Origin of the sequence: Haloarcula argentinensis DSM 12282 (assembly GCA_000336895.1) — an archaeon.
Taxonomy (GTDB): Archaea; Halobacteriota; Halobacteria; order Halobacteriales; family Haloarculaceae; genus Haloarcula; species Haloarcula argentinensis.
This window is the reverse complement of sequence record AOLX01000023.1, coordinates 17286-33442: the sequence shown is the minus strand read 5'-3', so window position 1 is coordinate 33442 and position 16157 is coordinate 17286. Positions and strand designations below refer to the sequence as shown.

17 protein-coding genes are annotated in these 16157 nt (G+C 64.7%); 6 read left to right on the top strand and 11 right to left on the bottom strand.

Going from position 1 to position 16157, the window contains the following annotated elements; all coding sequences use genetic code 11:
• Positions 1–18: 18 nt before the first annotated feature.
• Entirely contained in the window at positions 19–1191 is a 1173-nt protein-coding gene (locus C443_RS13245) for a carboxypeptidase regulatory-like domain-containing protein (protein WP_005536981.1), read from the top strand.
• Positions 1192–1229: 38 nt separating this feature from the next.
• A complete protein-coding gene (gene ygfZ / locus C443_RS13240; RefSeq protein ID WP_005536980.1) occupies positions 1230–2315 on the top strand; it encodes a CAF17-like 4Fe-4S cluster assembly/insertion protein YgfZ in 1086 nt (361 codons plus the stop codon).
• A gap of 6 nt (positions 2316–2321) precedes the next feature.
• Here the strand turns inward: ygfZ and C443_RS13235 are convergent, their stop codons facing one another.
• The 5 genes from C443_RS13235 to C443_RS13215 form a co-directional block, all read right to left on the bottom strand.
• On the bottom strand, positions 2322–2924 hold the full coding sequence (locus tag C443_RS13235) for an IMPACT family protein (protein ID WP_005536979.1): 603 nt from the start codon (positions 2922–2924) through the stop codon (positions 2322–2324).
• A gap of 63 nt (positions 2925–2987) precedes the next feature.
• Positions 2988–3323 carry a 2Fe-2S iron-sulfur cluster-binding protein gene (locus C443_RS13230; RefSeq protein ID WP_005536978.1) on the bottom strand — a complete coding sequence of 112 codons (336 nt, stop codon included), beginning with the start codon at positions 3321–3323 and terminating at the stop codon, positions 2988–2990.
• Positions 3323–3826, bottom strand: coding sequence for an ACT domain-containing protein (locus tag C443_RS13225; RefSeq protein ID WP_005536977.1), 504 nt, complete (start codon positions 3824–3826; stop codon positions 3323–3325). The genes C443_RS13230 and C443_RS13225 overlap by 1 nt, the downstream gene beginning before the upstream one ends.
• Before the next feature lie 75 nt (positions 3827–3901).
• Positions 3902–4489 (bottom strand): imidazoleglycerol-phosphate dehydratase HisB, encoded by a 588-nt coding sequence (hisB, locus tag C443_RS13220; RefSeq protein ID WP_005536976.1) that lies wholly within the window; start codon positions 4487–4489, stop codon positions 3902–3904.
• 42 nt (positions 4490–4531) lie between these two features.
• On the bottom strand, positions 4532–5293 hold the full coding sequence (locus tag C443_RS13215) for an alpha/beta fold hydrolase (RefSeq protein ID WP_005536975.1): 762 nt from the start codon (positions 5291–5293) through the stop codon (positions 4532–4534).
• A gap of 82 nt (positions 5294–5375) precedes the next feature.
• Between C443_RS13215 and C443_RS13210 the strand changes: the two genes are divergently transcribed.
• Complete coding sequence (locus C443_RS13210; RefSeq protein ID WP_005536974.1) at positions 5376–7238, top strand: cation:proton antiporter domain-containing protein; 1863 nt, start codon at positions 5376–5378, stop codon at positions 7236–7238.
• 18 nt (positions 7239–7256) lie between these two features.
• Here C443_RS13210 and C443_RS13205 read toward each other — a convergent pair whose 3' ends face one another.
• The 4 genes from C443_RS13205 to C443_RS13190 form a co-directional block, all read right to left on the bottom strand.
• A complete protein-coding gene (locus tag C443_RS13205; protein WP_005536973.1) occupies positions 7257–7448 on the bottom strand; it encodes a DUF7511 domain-containing protein in 192 nt (63 codons plus the stop codon).
• Between the two features lie 350 nt (positions 7449–7798).
• Positions 7799–10582: an alanine--tRNA ligase gene (gene alaS, locus C443_RS13200; RefSeq protein WP_005536972.1), complete on the bottom strand. Its 2784-nt coding sequence runs from the start codon at positions 10580–10582 to the stop codon at positions 7799–7801.
• Between the two features lie 64 nt (positions 10583–10646).
• Positions 10647–11276, bottom strand: a complete 630-nt coding sequence (locus tag C443_RS13195) for an archaellin/type IV pilin N-terminal domain-containing protein (protein WP_005536971.1) — start codon at positions 11274–11276, stop codon at positions 10647–10649.
• Positions 11277–11368: 92 nt separating this feature from the next.
• Complete coding sequence (locus C443_RS13190; protein ID WP_005536969.1) at positions 11369–12346, bottom strand: replication factor C small subunit; 978 nt, start codon at positions 12344–12346, stop codon at positions 11369–11371.
• A gap of 79 nt (positions 12347–12425) precedes the next feature.
• On the opposite strand from C443_RS13190, the gene samp2 reads away from it, so the two are divergent.
• The 3 genes from samp2 (at position 12426) to C443_RS13175 (ending at position 13696) form a co-directional block, all read left to right on the top strand.
• Entirely contained in the window at positions 12426–12626 is a 201-nt protein-coding gene (gene samp2, locus C443_RS13185; RefSeq protein WP_005536968.1) for a ubiquitin-like small modifier protein SAMP2, read from the top strand.
• A gap of 29 nt (positions 12627–12655) precedes the next feature.
• Entirely contained in the window at positions 12656–13036 is a 381-nt protein-coding gene (locus C443_RS13180; protein WP_005536966.1) for a GNAT family N-acetyltransferase, read from the top strand.
• 84 nt (positions 13037–13120) lie between these two features.
• Entirely contained in the window at positions 13121–13696 is a 576-nt protein-coding gene (locus C443_RS13175) for an RDD family protein (protein WP_005536965.1), read from the top strand.
• 38 nt (positions 13697–13734) lie between these two features.
• On the opposite strand, the gene C443_RS13170 is transcribed toward C443_RS13175, so the two are convergent.
• Both C443_RS13170 and C443_RS13165 read right to left on the bottom strand, forming a co-directional pair.
• Positions 13735–15381, bottom strand: coding sequence for a hypothetical protein (locus C443_RS13170; protein ID WP_005536963.1), 1647 nt, complete (start codon positions 15379–15381; stop codon positions 13735–13737).
• Positions 15382–15383: 2 nt separating this feature from the next.
• Complete coding sequence (locus tag C443_RS13165) at positions 15384–16148, bottom strand: ABC transporter ATP-binding protein (protein ID WP_005536962.1); 765 nt, start codon at positions 16146–16148, stop codon at positions 15384–15386.
• Between the last annotated feature and the right edge of the window lie 9 nt (positions 16149–16157).

The following is a 16157-nucleotide window of genomic DNA, read 5'->3' as shown; positions in this document are numbered from 1 at the left end:
CTGGTAGGGGCCGGAGTAGTGGCGGGAACAGCTGGCGCACAGTCGCAGGTGACGCTCTCCGTCACCGTCGTCGATCAAGACGGTGACCCGCTCAGCGGGATCGATATCTCGGCGACGTGGGACGACGGCGCAGGCGGGCCGTCCAATGAGACGACGCGGGCAAACGGGCAGGCACTTATCGATGTTCCCGAGGGAGCGGACGTCATGCTCCAGATAAATGACGACGAGTACGTCCGGAACGTCCCCTACGTCGTCGAAGATGCCGAGGCGGAGTCCATCGAGGTAGCGGTCTCGGAGTCAGCGACGGCCACAGTCAACGCGGTGACGGCGGACGGCCAGCCGGCAGAGAACGCTCGCATCCGGCTGTATCGGGACGGGAACTACGTGGTCGACAGGAACGCAGGCAGTGACGGGACCGTCACGACACAGCCTGTCGAGGAAGGTGAGTACAGCGTCATCGTCACCAAGCCGGGGTTCTACCGAAACCTGACCGCCGTGTCTGTCACCGGCGAGGCGGCGACGACGGTCCGGATCAGCGAGGGGTCGGTCCTGCTGCAGGCCGAGGTCGTCGACGACCACTTCAACGACTCCAGACCGATCCGGGACGCAAGCGTCCGGGTCCAATCAGGCAGCGGATTCGACGGCACCGTACCGACGCTCTCCGACGGGACGGCGTCGGTCAGCGTGCCGGTCAACGACCGCTACGACGTCACAGTGACCAAGGAAGGATACGAAACGGTCGAGAGACGCGTCAGCGTGTCTGAAGACGAAACGTCCATCGACGTGGACATCCGGCGCACCCCGGAGATTACGCTCACGCCGGACAACAGACAGGTCGTCGTCGACGCGAATGTCCGGCTCACGGTCACTGACGAGTACGACGAGGCGGTGGCGAACGCGACAGTGACCCGGAACGGGACCGAGGTCGGACAGACTGACGCGGACGGCGAGATAACGGCACCGGTCCCTACAGCCGGCAACGTCACGTTCACCGCAACAGCCGGAGACCTCACCACGACGACGAACATTACCGCGTTCAGACCGGGTGAAGAATCGACGACAGGAGGGACGGCCCCGATGCCGGAACAGACGGAGACCGAAACAACCGACGGCAGCGGTCCGGGCTTCACCGTCGCTCTGACGATGGCCGCACTGCTCGCAGTAGCCGTCCTCGCACGCCGACGGCGCTAACGGGACGTTTTTCCCCGCGAAGGCCGCACACCTGTACAATGACTGTTCTCGAGTCCGTTCACGAGGCCCACGGAGCGACGTTCAGAGAGGTCGGTGGTCGGCGGGTCGTCGACAACTACGGGCGACCGGAGCGGACCCACCGCGCGGTTCGGAACGTCGTCGGCGCGATGGAGTACGGCTACGGCGTCATCGTCGTCACCGGCGAGGACCGCGTCGACTATGTCGACAACGCCGTCTCGAACCGCGTCCCGGACGAGGACGGTGCGGGCTGTTACGCGCTCTTGCTCGACCCCAACGGCCGCGTCGACACGGACATGTACGTGTACAACGCCGGCGAGCGCCTGCTCGTGTTCACACCGCCCCAGAAAGCCGAGGAACTGGCCGGAGAGTGGGCGGACAAGACCTTCATTCAGGACGTCGAGTTCGAGGTGGCGACCGACGACTTCGCCGTCTTCGGCGTCCACGGGCCGAAAGCGACAGAGAAAATCGCCAGCGTCCTCCACCAGACCGGCACCCCGCCGGCACCGCTGACCTTCGAGCGGGGCGAACTCGGCGACGCAGGCGTCTCCGTCATCCGGACGGACGACCTCACTGGCGAGGAGAGCTACGACGTGGTCTGTAGCGCCGACGACGCCGAACCGGTCTTCGATACGCTGGTCAACCGCGGGCTCAACGCCGTCCCCTTCGGCTACCAGACCTGGGAGACGCTGACGCTCGAAGCCGGGACGCCGCTGTTCGACACCGAGATCGAGGGGGCGCTCCCGAACGATCTGGGCCTCCGAAACGCCCTGGACTTCGAGAAAGGGTGTTACGTCGGTCAGGAGGTCGTCTCCCGCATCGAGAACCGCGGCCACCCCACGCAGCGATTGGTCGGCCTCGCCGTCGAGGCATGCCCTGACCCCGGTGCCGCGGTGTTCGCCGGCGACGAGCACGTCGGCGACGTGACCCGCGCCACGCAGAGTCCGATGCGAGAAGCCCCGATTGCACTGGCGAATCTCAGCTGGGAACGGCCCGAAGCAGCGTTGAAAATCCGCATCGACGGCGAGCCGGTCAGCGCCCAGCAGGTCGACCTGCCCTTTATCGACGGCTCGGCGCAGTCGGCGCGGCTGCCGACCTACGAGTAGCGAGGCTTACGCCAGTTCGATAGCGGCCCGCCCGCTGGTCGCACTCCTGATCCGATCCCGCAGGTCGCTGCCCTCCGTAGTGGGGACTCGAACCTCGAAGACGACCTCAGCCTCGTAGTCAGCCTCGAATTCCACACCCACGGATTCGAGCAGGCTCCGAACGCTGCCCGAGTCGTCGTAGGCGACGGTCACGGTGAACTGTTCGTGAGGGACCTCCTCGACGATGCCGGCGTCGTCGACGCCTTCTTTCACCGCTCGGGAGTAGGCACTGGCTAAGCCGCCGACGCCGAGGTTCGTCCCGCCGTAGTACCGCGTGACGACGGCGACAATGTTCTCAATGTCACGCTGCTGGAGGACGTTCAGTGCTGGATCGCCGGCGCTGCCGCTCGGTTCGCCGTCGTCGCTGGCGTACTCCCGAAAGGGATCGGATCGGACGCGGTAGGCGGGGACGTTGTGAGTCGCGTCGGCGTACTCCTCGCTGATGGCGTCGATAAACGCCTCGGCGTCCTCAACGGTGGTCACCGGGGCGACGTGGCCGATGAACTCCGAGCCCCGCACCTCGAAGCGCGCCTCGCCGCGGCCCGGAACGGTCCGATAGCTGTCCGTCACGGCACGGAATACGCCCGGCGGCGGAATAGCGTTTGTCGTTCGCTCCCTGCGTACGGCATCGAGTCACTCCGTGCCGTCGCCGGACTGGCGCGACCCCCAGACCCGCTTGTCCAGCAGTTTGACCCGCATCCCGTCCCGGACCCGGAGCTGACAGGAGAGCCGGGGGTAGCCAAAACGGTCGGCGAGGTCGTCGTGCCAGTGGTCGGGGTCGGGCGGTTCGGCGAAGCGGACGCCGCAGGTGGCACAGATGCCGCGGCCGCCACAGTTGACCCGCTCGGCGTAGCGACCGTGTGGCGAGAGGCCGACATCGAGAAGTACGTCTCGGAGGACAGCCCCACGCTCGGCGGTGAGTTCGTGGGTCTCGCCGGTGGGCGTCTCGACAGTGAGCGTTGCCGGCATTATGCCAATTCGATAGTCCGGACGAACGCCAGGCGACGGATTTCGTTGATGAGGTCGCCCGGGAGTTCCTCGTCAGTGATGACGTACAGCTTCGGCTCGTCAGTAAACTCTGGGTCCTCGCTCAGGACCTGCCGGATAGAGATACCGTGGTCGGCGATGGCAGATGTGACAGTCGAGACGATGCCGGACTCGTCGGCGGCCCGGACGGTGACGGTCACCGCGTGCAGATCGAGCACCGGTGCGAGGTCGAGCAGGCTCGGCACGGAGGAGATGTTGCGGAAGATGCGCCGGAGGTCGTCGTCGTCGAGAATCGCGTCTGTTGTGGCGTTGACCACCCGGCGGTCGACGTCGGCCTCGCGGGCAATCCCCGTATTCGGGATCTCGATGCCGCCCGAGACGACGCGGCCGTCCTCGTTGACGGAGAACCCTCGTTCCAGCAGCAACCGGATGACATCCTGCTGGCCGGGAGAGTCCTCAAATTTCTGCATAATCTCGTCGAACATACGGAGTGGTAGACGTGAGGCCACTAATCGGTGCCGGCAGCAGTTGAAACAGGGGCGGGCCCGCGTTGCAGTCGTCTATAGCTCGCCTTTCGTACTCGCCACGTCGGAACGGCGCTCGTCGATCCGGGTCGCATCGTCAAGCGCCCGGGCAAGCCCCTTGAACAGCGCCTCGATTTCGTGGTGGGCGTTCTCGCCGTCGACGCCGCAGTGCAGCGTCAGCCCGGCGTTCATCGACAGCGAGCGACAGAAATGCTGGGCCATGTGGCTGGTCATCCCGCCGACCGAGGCCTGTGAGAACTCGCCGTCGAACTCGAAGTACGGCCGGCCGGAGATATCGACGACGACGCTCGCAACGGCCTCGTCAAGCGGGACCTTGCGGTCAGCGAACCGCCGGATTCCGCGCTTGTCGTCCAGCGCCTCGGTGAACGCCTCGCCCAGCGTGATGGCGACATCTTCGACAGTGTGGTGATCGTCGATGTCCAGATCGCCGTCACACTGCACGGTCAGGTCGAACAGCCCGTGCGTCGAGAACGAGTCGAGCATGTGGTCGAAGAAGCCGATGCCGGTGTCGATGGTGCTGTCGCCGTCGCCGTCGACGTCAAGCGTAACCTCGATCTCTGTCTCGGCCGTCGTCCGCGTGACGGCTGCCGTCCGGTCAGTCATACTTAGCACGTATCAGGCCGCGTATTTGTGGATTGTGTCCGCTCACTCGGTCTGCTCGTCCAGCAGCGCCAGCAATCGGTCGGTCACCGCCGGTGCATGCTCGATGAAACAGCAGTGTCGGCCCTCGACGGCCTCTTCGGTTCCACGGGGCAGATCGGCCGCCAACGACTGTGCGGCCTCCGGCGACACGACCGGATCGTCCAGCCCGTAGTACACCTCGGCGGGCTGGGTGATCTCGTACAGCGGCGGCGCGTCGAAGGACGTCATCGCGTTGGCCTGTGCATCACGGGCCTCTCCAGTCGCGTCCTCGTCGGCGCGCCAGCTTGCGATCTGCTCCATGAGGTCCGGGTCGTGCGCACGGAACGCCGGCGAGAACGCGCCGTCGAGCGACGACGGAGCATCGAGCGTGAGCGCGTCGAGTGCGTCCCGATCAATCGCATCGCCAGACCCGGCCGTACAGTACAGCGTCAGCGAGCGGGCACGGCTGTACTGGTGGGCATACTTGAGCGCGACCATCCCGCCGAGGCCGGCCCCGACGAAGTGAGCACTCCCGACGCCGTGGTCGGCCAGCACGGCTTCGAGGTCGGCCGCCAGCATTCCCACATCGTACGGTCCCGCGGGTGTGTCCGACCGGCCGGTCCCGCGGAGGTCCCACACCACCGTTTCGTGGGGGCCGGCGACGGCGTCGTAGTGCCAGCCCCAGAGCCATGCGCCGTACCCCACGTCGTTGATGAACACGACGGTCGGGCCGTCGCCGTCGGCTTCGTAGTAGAGAGACACGTCACAATTGCGTGCGGTCGGCATTGGCTGTCGATTCCTTCGCCGATGGTGTGTCTCTTTCGGTGAATAGGTCTTTAGCGCTGGCTGTCGAAGGACCGTCAGTCCTGTGTCCGGAGCAGAATCACTTATCGGCGCCGTCGTGTTGGTCGTGAGTCTGGGGGTCGCCGCACAACTGGTCGCCGACTGGCTCCAGATCCCGAGCGTCGCGTTCCTACTGGTCGCCGGCGTTCTTGTCGGCCCGCAGGCGCTCGATATTGTCGACCCCGCGATATTCGGGCAGGCCGGGTTGCAGGCTATCGTCGGCCTCAGCGTCGGCATCATCGTGTTCGAAGGGGCGTTCCACCTCACTGTCGATCGAGTCCGTGAAGCGTCCAGAGAGGCGCTTGGGCTGGTGACAATCGGCGCGTTCGTCTCGCTTGTCGGAACCGCCGTCGCCGTCAAAGTCGTGTTCGGGACGACGTGGCCGGTCGCCGTCCTCGTCGGGAGCCTGCTTATCGCCACCGGGCCGACGGTCATCACGCCAATCATGCAGGTGGTTCCAGTGCGGGACCGGGTCGCCGCGGCGCTGGAGACCGAGGGGATCATCAACGACGTGACCGCCGCCATCCTCGCGGTGGCGACGTTCGAGTTCGTCATCGCGAGCCAGTCCTCGCCGGTGGTCGTCATTGAAGCGTTCGTCGCCCGATTGGCCGTCGGCCACGTCGTCGGCATCGCCGTCGGCGGCGGCACCGCACTACTGCTCAAGCGGTGGCACCTGTCTGCGGACAATGCCCTTCAGAATGCCCGGGTCGTGGTCCTGACCGCGGCACTGCTGGCGTACGCGCTCGGGAGTATGTGGCTCTCTGAGGCTGGTATTGCAGCCGCCGCCGTTGCCGGTATCGTACTGGGGAACGCCGAGATCCCCCACAAAGAGGAGGTTGCTGGGTTCAAAGGCGGTATTACGCTGTTTGTGCTCTCGTTCGTGTTCATCGTGCTGGCGGCACAGCTCTCACTCGGCAACCTGCGTGCGCTCGGGGTCGGCGGGCTCGTCGTCGTCATCATCGTCGCTGCGCTCGTCCGCCCGCTTGGCGTGTTCCTCTCGACGCTGGGTGGCCGACTGACAGTTCGAGAGCGGATGTTCGTTGGCGGGATGGGGCCGCGCGGTATCGTCCCGGCCAGCGTCGCCACGCTGTTTGCCATCGAACTGCGTCCCGAGAACCCCGAAGCCGCGACGGTTCTCGTCGGGACCGTCTTTCTCGTCATCTTCGCGACCGTCATGTTTCAAGGCGGGCTGGCCCGTCACTTCGCGCAAGCGCTTGATATCCTTCCTATGCAAACACTCATCGTCGGTGGCGGTCGTGTCGGCCGGGAACTGGCAGTACGGTACGAGTCACGCGGCGAGGAGGTCGTCCTCATCGACAGCGACGAGGACACCGTCGAGCGGACCCGGGCCGACGGCCACCGCGTCGTTCACGGAGACGCGACGAACGCGACCGTCCTCGAAGAAGCAGGGGCGAATCGGGCATCCGTCGTCGTCGCTGCGACCGCAGACGACGACGTGAACTTGCTCGTGGCACAGCTGGCGACGACCCGGTTCGACGTCGACACCGTGGTCGCCAGAGCGAACCAGCCGGACAACGTCGAGGCCTTCGAGGATCTCGACGTCGAGACCATCTCCGCCGGCTTCGCCGTCGCCGACGCAATCGATGACGCGGTCGAGCGACCAGCGCTGGCCCACTGGCTGTCGGACTCCGGCCGAACAGGGGACGTACTGGAAGTCGAACTCAGCAACGACTCGCTGGTCGACCGGACGATAGAGGAGACCGCCGACAAGCTCCCGGACGGCTGTCTGGTCGCAATGGTGAGCCGCAACGGCACAGACAGAGTCCCCGACAGCGATTTCCGCCTCGCGAACGGCGATCACCTGACACTCGTCTGCGAGACTAACGAGGCAATGCAGGACGCCAGAAGACTGTGTCAGGGCGGATAGCCGGGCGACGCGTGCCGCTCAGCGCAGTTCCTCAAGCGAGACGGTCGCCGAACGGTCCGCGGTAACCCACTCCGTCACGGACTGCTGACAGTCCGAAGGGAAGATAGTCAGTTCCGATGGGTTCTCGGGGTCGTCGTACAGGCAGTCCAGTTCGAACTCCGGCGTTTCGTCCAGATCAGTGTCCGACAGGGGTGACGTGGTAGCACTCATGAGTCAGGTAGCGTGGGTAACACTGCAGTTTTCACACAGTTCGTCGGGGGCACGACCGCTGGCAGCGGGAATACTGCTCCCACACCGCCGACACGTCCGTTGTGACCGTACGTATTCGGTGTGGGACTGAATGTGTGCGATGTCACGGTTTCCGCTCATATCTGCTATAGATGGGCAGTTACTAAAAATACTTTTGGAAACCCATCCAGATATACCTAATACAACTAAATGTAATTGTATCCATTAGGTGCATTCGAATCGTTCGGGCAGAACGTCGATCCGTAATCGGACAACTGTGCGAAGCAACGGCGCGGGAAACAAGACCAGCGGCGAGAGAAAGCAGGGACGGTTCAGGCGTTTGCGACAGTTCGGAGGATCTCCGGCGCGTCGTCCAATGCGTCGTCCAGCGCGTCCGCGTCGGGGCCACCGCCCTGTGCGAAGTCCGGCGGGCCGCCACCGCCGCCGCCGACGCGACGGGCGAGTTCGCCGACGACTTCACCGGCGTCGACGTCGACACCGTCGGGCACAGAGACGACGAACTGCGCGCCGTCCAGCCCTGAGCCAAGCACCGCGATGTTGCCTTGCTCGACGATAGCGTTCGCCTGTGCGCGGAGTTCGTCCATGTCGGCGTCGATACGCCCGACGACGGCGGTCGCCTCACCGACCTCGACCTCCTCGTTATCACCACCACCGCTGGCGCGAGCCTCGGCGAGTTGCTCTTTGAGCTGTTCGATCTCCTTGCCGCGGGCCTTCCACTCGTCGAAGAACCGCTCGGCGGTCTCCGGGACGGCATCGGGCGCGACATCGAGGATGTCCGCGGCCTCGGTGAGCGCGTCCTCGGTGCGCTGGGTGGCCTCGATGGCGGCGTTACCCGCCGCGAACGTCAGCCGGATGACGCCGTCCTGAATCCGCTCGGTGTTCAGGAGCTTGACAGCCCCGATGTCACCGGTGCGGGCGACGTGGGTACCACCGCAGGCCTGCACGTCGTCGCCGACGGTGATGAGCCGGATCTGCTCACCGGCCGGAATCCCGCCCTGATAGAGGTCGAAACCGTACCGTTCCTCGGCCTCGTTGCGGTCGGGCCACTCCTGGGAGACGGCGATGTTGTCCTGTATGATGTCGTTCGCGAGGCGTTCGATCTCTTTGACCTCCTCGCGGCTCACCGACTCGTAGTGACGGATGTCGATGCGGGCTGAGTCGGTGCCCTTCTGGGCACCAGCCTGTCTGACGTGCTCGCCGAGTACCTGCCGGGCGCTGTGGATGACGATGTGTGTCGCCGTGTGGTGTTGCATCAGCCGCTGGCGGCGGGTGGCGTCGACCTGCCCGCGGACGAACTCGCCCTTGCCGGGGTCGTCGTCGCAGGTGTGGACGATGACGTCGCCGTACTGCTGGACGTCGGATACCTCGGCAGAGACGTCGTCGGTCGACAGCGTCCCCTCGTCCGGCGGCTGCCCACCGCCCTCGGGGTAGAACATGGTCTGGTCGAGCACCACGTCGTAGGCCCCGTCATCGCGGTCGAACACCTCCAGGACGACGGCCTCGAACTCGGTCCGCTGCTGGTCCTCGTAGTAGAGCCGGTCGGTCTCGGGCAGTTCGTCGAGCCGGTCCTCGTAGGGCGTCTGTGACTCCTCAGTGGCGGTGTCGTCGCCGCCGTGGCGCTGGGCGACGACCGCGTAGAAGTCGTCGGGTACGTCGACCGCGACGCCTTTCTCGGCGGCGATCTCCTCGACCATGTCCGGCTGGATGCCGTGGGAGTCGTACAGCTCGACCAGTTCCGCGGTCGGAATCGGTTCGCCCTTCTCTGCGTACTCGTCGGCCAGCTGACGGACGCGCCGGCCACCCCGGTCCAGCGTCTCGCGGTACTTCTCGACCTCGGTGCGGACGATGTCGCGGATAGTGTCGCGGTTCTCGTAGTCGAGGCGCTCGGCCTGCATGTCGACGAGTTCGTCGAGCGGCGCGTCGACGCCGACACCGTCGACCAACCGCTTCGTTCGGCGCAGCACCATCCGGGCCAGATAGCCCGTCCCGACGTTCGAGGGGACGATACCGTCGCCGAGCATGTACGCGAGCGTCCGGCAGTGGTCGGCGATGGCGTAGATGTCCTCCAGTGGTGCCATCAGGTCCCGCATCTCCTCGACCTCGACGCCGACCTCGGCGGCGATGGTGTCGCGTTCGGCCTCGATGTCTTCGGCCTCGTCGATGTCCATCCGGCCCGCGAGCTTCGCGGCCTCGTGGACGATTCGCTCCTCCTCGTCAGTGAGTTCGATGCCGGCGTTGTCCTTGAGGAATGCGATCATGTCGGGGTAGACGGCCTCGTACACCGTCGGCGTCCCCTGGCTCATCCAGGTCCAGCGTTCCAGCCCGTAGCCGGTGTCGACGATGTAGGTGTCCATCGGCGAGTACCGGTTGCCGTCTTTCATCTCGTATTCGCCCTCTGGGTCCTGCTCCATGGACATGAAGACGAGCGTGGCGAGTTCGGCCCCCCGGTAGATGACCTCGATAGCCGGGCCAGCGTTGCCGCCGCCGACCCACGGGTCCTCGATGTAGACGATTTCGTCCAAGTTCGCCCCCATCTCCTCGAACAGTTCGTCACAGTACTGGACCGTCTCGTCCTTCCAGTACACCTCGCCCTCGTAGGCGTACTGCTCGGGATCTTCGATGTCCTCACGCGCGTTGAACGCGTGGTGGGCCATCATCTCGAAGGCCATCGTGTGCCGGCCCGTCTTGCCGACGTTGTCGATGTCCTGCATCCGGATGCAGGGCTGACTAATACACAGCGGGTTCGCCGGCGGCGGCGTCGTCCCCGAGGTGACCAACGGTTGGAAGTCGTAAATCGACGCCTGCGTGAGAAGGACGTCGTCGCGCCAGCGGTTGGCCGCGACCGGATACGGATCGATGCGGTCGTGGTCACGGTCCTCGAAAAAGGAGAGGAACGCCTCGCGCATCTCCGTCAGCGAGTGGGACTCGTCGAAGCCGGGGTTGTCGATGAAGTCGTACTCCGCACACGGCGGTTCGCCGCAGGTCTCGCGCTCGATGCGGGACCAGAACATGTCGCCACAGGAGACACACTCCTGTCTGTGGAAGCCTTCCTCTTCGAAGTAGTCGAGTTGGTAGGCCTCGTCGAGGTCGCTCATTGGTGTTCAGTTGGCCCACGTTCGCCTAAAACTGTTCCGAAGGGGCCGGCGGTTTGCCTGACCGTCAGAGCGTAACTGAGGATTCCCCGGAGAGGGTCTTCGGCACGACGACTTCCTCGGTCGTCATCCCGCCCGCTGGCGAAGTAATACGCAGTGTCGCGGTCTCGCCTTCAGGCAAGGGTTCGCCGAACGGCACGGCACCAACACTGTCGTCACCACCCAGATCGAGCGTGATTCTGAACCGGTCTTCGACATCGTTCAGTACCGGCTGGGAGCCGTCATTGTCCTGTACGGTGGAGATGGCGAACCGACCATCGGGGTTGCCGTCTGCGCCGCCAGCCGCAAGCTGGTAGTACGATCCGCTCGGGCCGATCCACTGGATCGTTGTCTTGTCTAGATCGACGTTGCTTGCCCCTGGTGCCCGCCTGACAACAATATCAACCACGCCGACCTCGTTGTCGCCAGTGAAGTGGTCCCCGGTGATACCCACTACCTGGATTCGGTTCGTCGTCGAATCGCTGGACTGCTGGCCCGTCGCCTGCGCGGAACTCTGCAGGAACCCCGCAGTGTTGATGAGCACGCCCGCTGCGATTGCCGCGACCAGCACCATCGCGATAAACACGATGAGTGTCCCGATCCCGACCTGTCCGCGGTCATCACCCGTCCCCTCCGTAGATGGTCGTAAACGTTTCATTTCAGTTGTTGATATTCTTAGGACGCTTTCATCATAAACCTCACCTGCCAGTTATCAGGTGTGAAAAATTGAGGTGGCGCGGTATGAGAGCGTTACTCGTCCTGTGCGAGCGAGGCCAGCATCGCTTCCAGTTGGACACGCTCGTTCGCGCCGCGGGTGATCCGATAATCGGTTTCGCCGATGCGTTCGAGCACCCGGACGGCTGCGTCGTCGCCGATATCGAACTCCCAGATGGAGCGGTGCAGTTGATCGATGATGTCACCGCCAGCGATGCCTTCCTCAGTCAGCAGTCTATCGAGGGTCGCCCGCGAGGCGGTGAAGTCGCCGTCCAGCGCCGACTGAACCATCGTCCGAATCTCTTCCGGGCGGGCCGTCGAAGTGATCGCGTACACCGCTGATTCGTCGACCGTGTCGCCGCTGACAGACGCGGCTTGCAGGCCGTTGATGGCTTTCCGCATGTCCCCGTCGGCGGCGTAGACGAGCGCATCGAGTCCGTCTTCGGTCAGTTCAATGTCTTCTTCGGCAGCGATGTTTCGGATTTCCTCGGCCACAGCGTCGTCGGCCAGCGGCGAGAACCGGAAGACCGCACAGCGGGACTGGATCGGGTCGATGATCTGGCTGGAGTAGTTACACGAGAGGATAAAGCGGACGTTGTTCGAGAACTGCTCCATCGTCCGGCGCAGGGCCGACTGAGCGTCGCTTGTCAGGGCATCGGCCTCGTCGAGGAAGATGATACGGTACTCGACGCCGCCGAAGCTCGTCCGGGCGAAATTCTTGATGCGGTCCCGGACCACGTCGATACCACGCTCGTCGGAGGCGTTCAGCTCAAGGAAGTGCTCGCGCCAGTCATCGCCGTACAGTTCGCGGGCGATAGCCGTCGCACACGTGGTCTTCCCTGTCCCCGCGGGGCCCGAAAACAGCATGTGGCTCAGGTCGTTACGCGAGACGTAGCTCTTGAGCCGCCCGACGATGTTCTCGTGGCCCATCACGTCGTCGAGCGTCTGCGGGCGGTACTTCTCGATCCAGACCTCCTCGCGTCCCGCCCGCGACTCGGACTCGGCCTCACTCATGGACGATTGGAGGTGTGGGCCGGTCTTAAACCCCGCGAGAGTCGACAGTCTCAGGTGCGTCGGCGGAGTACGGCTGGGTATGCACGTCACCGTCGAGATCGCCGGCGAAGACACCCACGAACTGGAGGTGGATGCGGACGCGACCTACGGCGACCTGCTCGCACCGGTCGACCTGAGCCCCCACGAGGTGTCAGTCCTCGTCGACGGCGAACACATGCCGACGGACCAGCCAGTCGAGCACGACCACGTTCGGGTCGTCAGGCTCATCAAAGGCGGCTGAACCGCCGAGCAGCGCCCTCTAACACAGCCATGCACATCCGTACAGCGAAGGCCGACGAAGTACCTGCCGTAATGAACGTCCTCGACGGGGCGGTCCTCTCTATAGCCGTAGAAACCGTGCGAGCGGGTGCTGAAGACGGTAGCACGCTCGTCGCAATGTCCGGTGACAATGAGACGGATGGGCGCGTTCTTGGTGCACTCGTACTCGACGGGATCCACATCGAGGCCGTCGCTGTCCGTCGGCGTCGCCGCGGCCAGGGCATCGGGACGGCGCTCGTCGAGGCCGCGCTCGGCCGACGGGACCGGCTCACCGCCGAGTTCGACGCTGACGTTCGGCCGTTCTACGAGGCGCTGGGGTTCGACACCGAGCCACTGGACAACCCAGGCCGCTATCGTGGCAAGCGTGAGTAGGAATGGCAACTCCGCAGAGAGACCGGGACTGTTCTCACAGCGTCGTAACATTTTTTAGATGGTTTCGAGAACGATTTTAAGACAATGGCAGCAACTGTCGCTGAAAACGCAGTCGACGCGAGGGGCGACCGAGTCGTCGCATACCTCATCGATTTCGCCATCCTGAGCGCCGTCGCGTTCGGCCTGTGGCTCGTCACGTTCGTTCTCAACACGGTCCTCTCGGTCGGCGCGATGGCCGCCACCTCGCCCGGGGATCCGGGTGCGATGGGCGGCGGGTCGATGCTGGCCGCGGGACTCCTGGGTATCGTCATCAATTTGGTCCTGTGGCTCGCCATCGGCGCGGTACTCGTCTACTACTTCGGCTACTACGCCGAGACCAACGAGACGGTCGGGAAACGGTCACAGAACGTCGCAGTCGTCGACGAGAACGGCACGCCACCGTCCCAACGGGACCGCCTGGTCCGAACGGCAGTGCTGCTTGCCCCGTTCCCGATCATGCTCCTGCTCGGTGGTATTCTCGGCGGGTTCGGGTTCATTTTCGCGCTCGTTCTCATGGCCGGTTGGCTCCTCGTCGAAGCGGCCGTCATGTTCGTGAGCGACGACGCACAGCGCCTCGGCGACCGCGTGGCTGGCACGTACGTCGTCAGCGCCGGCGAGTAAGTCCGTAGTTGCGACTTCGGACCCAGCCGCACTGGTTCTCAGATGTCGTCGAGCGTCAGCCGGTCGAGCCGACGGACAGCGGCGGCGTAGCCGCCCCAACTGATAGCTCCGATGACGAGGATATAGATGCTAACTGCCGTAAGATTGACAGCTGACGGGTCGCCAACCGCGGCGGGAAACAACACCAGTCCGGTGATGCCGACAGGTATCGCCCCAAACATATAGCCAATCGAGACGATCAGCGAGGGGTGGGCTCGCTCGACGTTGAGGTACTCATTCCGTTTAAATTTCGGTGACAATGCGCCCATCCCGAGTGCCGTCCCAGCGCCGGCCAGAAGCAGGACGGGAGCAAAGAGAGCCAGGGCGACGGTGTGGGTGCCGGAGCCATCGGCCAGTTCGAGTGGCACGGCGAGACCCCAGGCAAACAGCATCCCGAGCGTGAGGCCAGCAAGTGCTCGACCGCGGAGCAACATCGTGGTCGACCCGGTGCTGGTCAGCACGAGCGGTAACTGGTCGCGGTCGTCACCCAGCGGGTTCAGACAGTACGCACCGCCAGCGAGGGCGGCCCCGACGATGACGGCCGTCCCCGGTGCCAACCACAGGACCGTATCTGGGTCTGTAACAGCCGTCGACAGGATACCCAGGCTGCCGACAAAGACCGGGAACAGGTGGGCCAGCATCGCGGGGTCGCGGCGAGTCCGGAGCAGGTACCGCCAAGCGACCCGGGCCGATGTCGTGGCGCGAAACGGCGCGGCTACGGGTCGACTCTCGTCGGCGTGTGCGGTTTCGTCGCGGTCCGCTTCGGGTTCGCGCTGGAGAAGCCACGATTCGAACCGCACAGTCGCGGCGAGACTGAGCGGGACAGCGGCGACCAGCACGGCCCCGACGACGAGTCCCAGCGGCCGTGCCTGTGCGCCAAAGGGCTCGAGGACGACACTCGCGTACGCCTGCAGGGGCGCGCCGGGGACAATCGTCTGCAGGCCGGCCTCTGTCGCCGTCATAGAGGAGTCCGGAAGCACGGATCCTAGCCACATCTGCAGCCCGAGATACGCCGCTGCAGTGGTGGTGAGAAGCACCACTCCCTTGGTCCAAATGCCGACGCCGAGCCACCGGTTTGCGAACGTGAGCCCCTCGCCCAGCAGACGGCCAGCAAACGCCGACGAAAGTAACGGAGGCACGAGCGCCAGTATCAACAGAACCGCCGGGATGGGGTTCCAGGCACCAATGACGACAGCCGGCAGCAACAACACCACGGGCAGGATAACGAACACTATCGCCTGGGTGAGCTCACTCGTAAGCCGCCCGAAGACGACAGCTCGCGGCGGAACTGCGGTTCTGACGAGCGGGCTTAGCGTTCCGAGCTGGAGCTGCTGGGTCGCGGTCGAGAAGCCGAGATACAGCCCGGCACCCATGGCTGCGGTGACGAGCAGCCCGGTCCGTCCGACCGGCGGCGATCCGCTCGTCAGCGATGCACCATAGGATAGCGCCACATCGGAACATAGCAGCGGGAGAAGGATGCCGGCCAGCAGGAGCAGCATCGCGACGCTGATGAGCTGTCGGGGCGTCTCCAGTGTCTGGCGGACGCGGGCGCGAAGTTCGGTCCGGACGACGACCCAGGCATCGCGTATGTCATGCCGGAGGTGCCGGTCACCGCGTTCGCTCGGCGGCTGAGCGCGGCCAGACATCGTCAGACCCAGGCGGTGTCGCCGTCGGTGGTCAGTGCCAGGAACGCGTCTTCCAGGTCGGCACCGTCACCCTCGGTGCGTTCCGCGGCCGAACGCAGCTCTGCCGGCGACCCCTCGGCCGCCAACTGGCCGTCGTGGAGGACCCCGACCATGTCGGCGATGTCTTCGACGACTGGCAGAATATGCGTTGAAATGAGAACTGTCGTGTCCCCGTCCGCGAGGTCAGTGATCAGTTCCCGGAGTGTCTTCGCTGCCCGGGGATCTAATCCGGAAGTGGGCTCGTCGAGAAAGACAACGGCTGGGTCGTGCTGGACGGACTGAATGAACGATAGTTTCTGTCTCATCCCCTTGGAGTAGCCGTCGATGCGGCGGTCCAAGTCTGCACGGAGACCGAGCGACGCACACAGCGACAGCGCGGTGTCAACGACGGCATCCCAGGGGACGTTCCGCAGGTCGGCCGCGAACTGCAACTGCTCGCGCCCGGTCAGTTGGTCGTACAGTGGTGGCGTCTCCGGCATGAGACCGATGTGCTCGACTAGGGCACGTCGGTCCACACAGGGGACGCCCGCGACGCGTGCCTCGCCGCCGCTGGGTTCGATGAGGCCGGTGAAGATGCGCATGGTGGTTGTCTTCCCGGCGCCGTTTGGACCGAGGAAACCGTATATGTCGCCGTGTTCGATGCTGAGGTCGAGTTCGTTAACAGCCGTTGTGGTTCCGTAGCGCTTTGTCAGGGACTTAGCGACGACTGCGGAGGAGGGCTCGCACATATGATAGCA

Excerpts from the sequence above, each read along its gene's own strand:
- ygfZ (WP_005536980.1), top strand. The coding sequence starts at position 1,230 with ATGACTGTTCTCGAGTCCGTTCACGAGGCCCACGGAGCGACGTTCAGA.
- C443_RS13230 (WP_005536978.1), bottom strand. The coding sequence starts at position 3,323 with ATGCCGGCAACGCTCACTGTCGAGACGCCCACCGGCGAGACCCACGAA.
- C443_RS13225 (WP_005536977.1), bottom strand. The coding sequence starts at position 3,826 with ATGTTCGACGAGATTATGCAGAAATTTGAGGACTCTCCCGGCCAGCAG.
- hisB (WP_005536976.1), bottom strand. The coding sequence starts at position 4,489 with ATGACTGACCGGACGGCAGCCGTCACGCGGACGACGGCCGAGACAGAG.
- C443_RS13215 (WP_005536975.1), bottom strand. The coding sequence starts at position 5,293 with ATGCCGACCGCACGCAATTGTGACGTGTCTCTCTACTACGAAGCCGAC.
- C443_RS13205 (WP_005536973.1), bottom strand. The coding sequence starts at position 7,448 with ATGAGTGCTACCACGTCACCCCTGTCGGACACTGATCTGGACGAAACG.
- alaS (WP_005536972.1), bottom strand. The coding sequence starts at position 10,582 with ATGAGCGACCTCGACGAGGCCTACCAACTCGACTACTTCGAAGAGGAA.
- C443_RS13195 (WP_005536971.1), bottom strand. The coding sequence starts at position 11,276 with ATGAAACGTTTACGACCATCTACGGAGGGGACGGGTGATGACCGCGGA.
- C443_RS13190 (WP_005536969.1), bottom strand. The coding sequence starts at position 12,346 with ATGAGTGAGGCCGAGTCCGAGTCGCGGGCGGGACGCGAGGAGGTCTGG.
- samp2 (WP_005536968.1), top strand. The coding sequence starts at position 12,426 with ATGCACGTCACCGTCGAGATCGCCGGCGAAGACACCCACGAACTGGAG.
- C443_RS13180 (WP_005536966.1), top strand. The coding sequence starts at position 12,656 with ATGCACATCCGTACAGCGAAGGCCGACGAAGTACCTGCCGTAATGAAC.
- C443_RS13175 (WP_005536965.1), top strand. The coding sequence starts at position 13,121 with ATGGCAGCAACTGTCGCTGAAAACGCAGTCGACGCGAGGGGCGACCGA.
- C443_RS13170 (WP_005536963.1), bottom strand. The coding sequence starts at position 15,381 with ATGTCTGGCCGCGCTCAGCCGCCGAGCGAACGCGGTGACCGGCACCTC.
- C443_RS13165 (WP_005536962.1), bottom strand. The coding sequence starts at position 16,148 with ATGTGCGAGCCCTCCTCCGCAGTCGTCGCTAAGTCCCTGACAAAGCGC.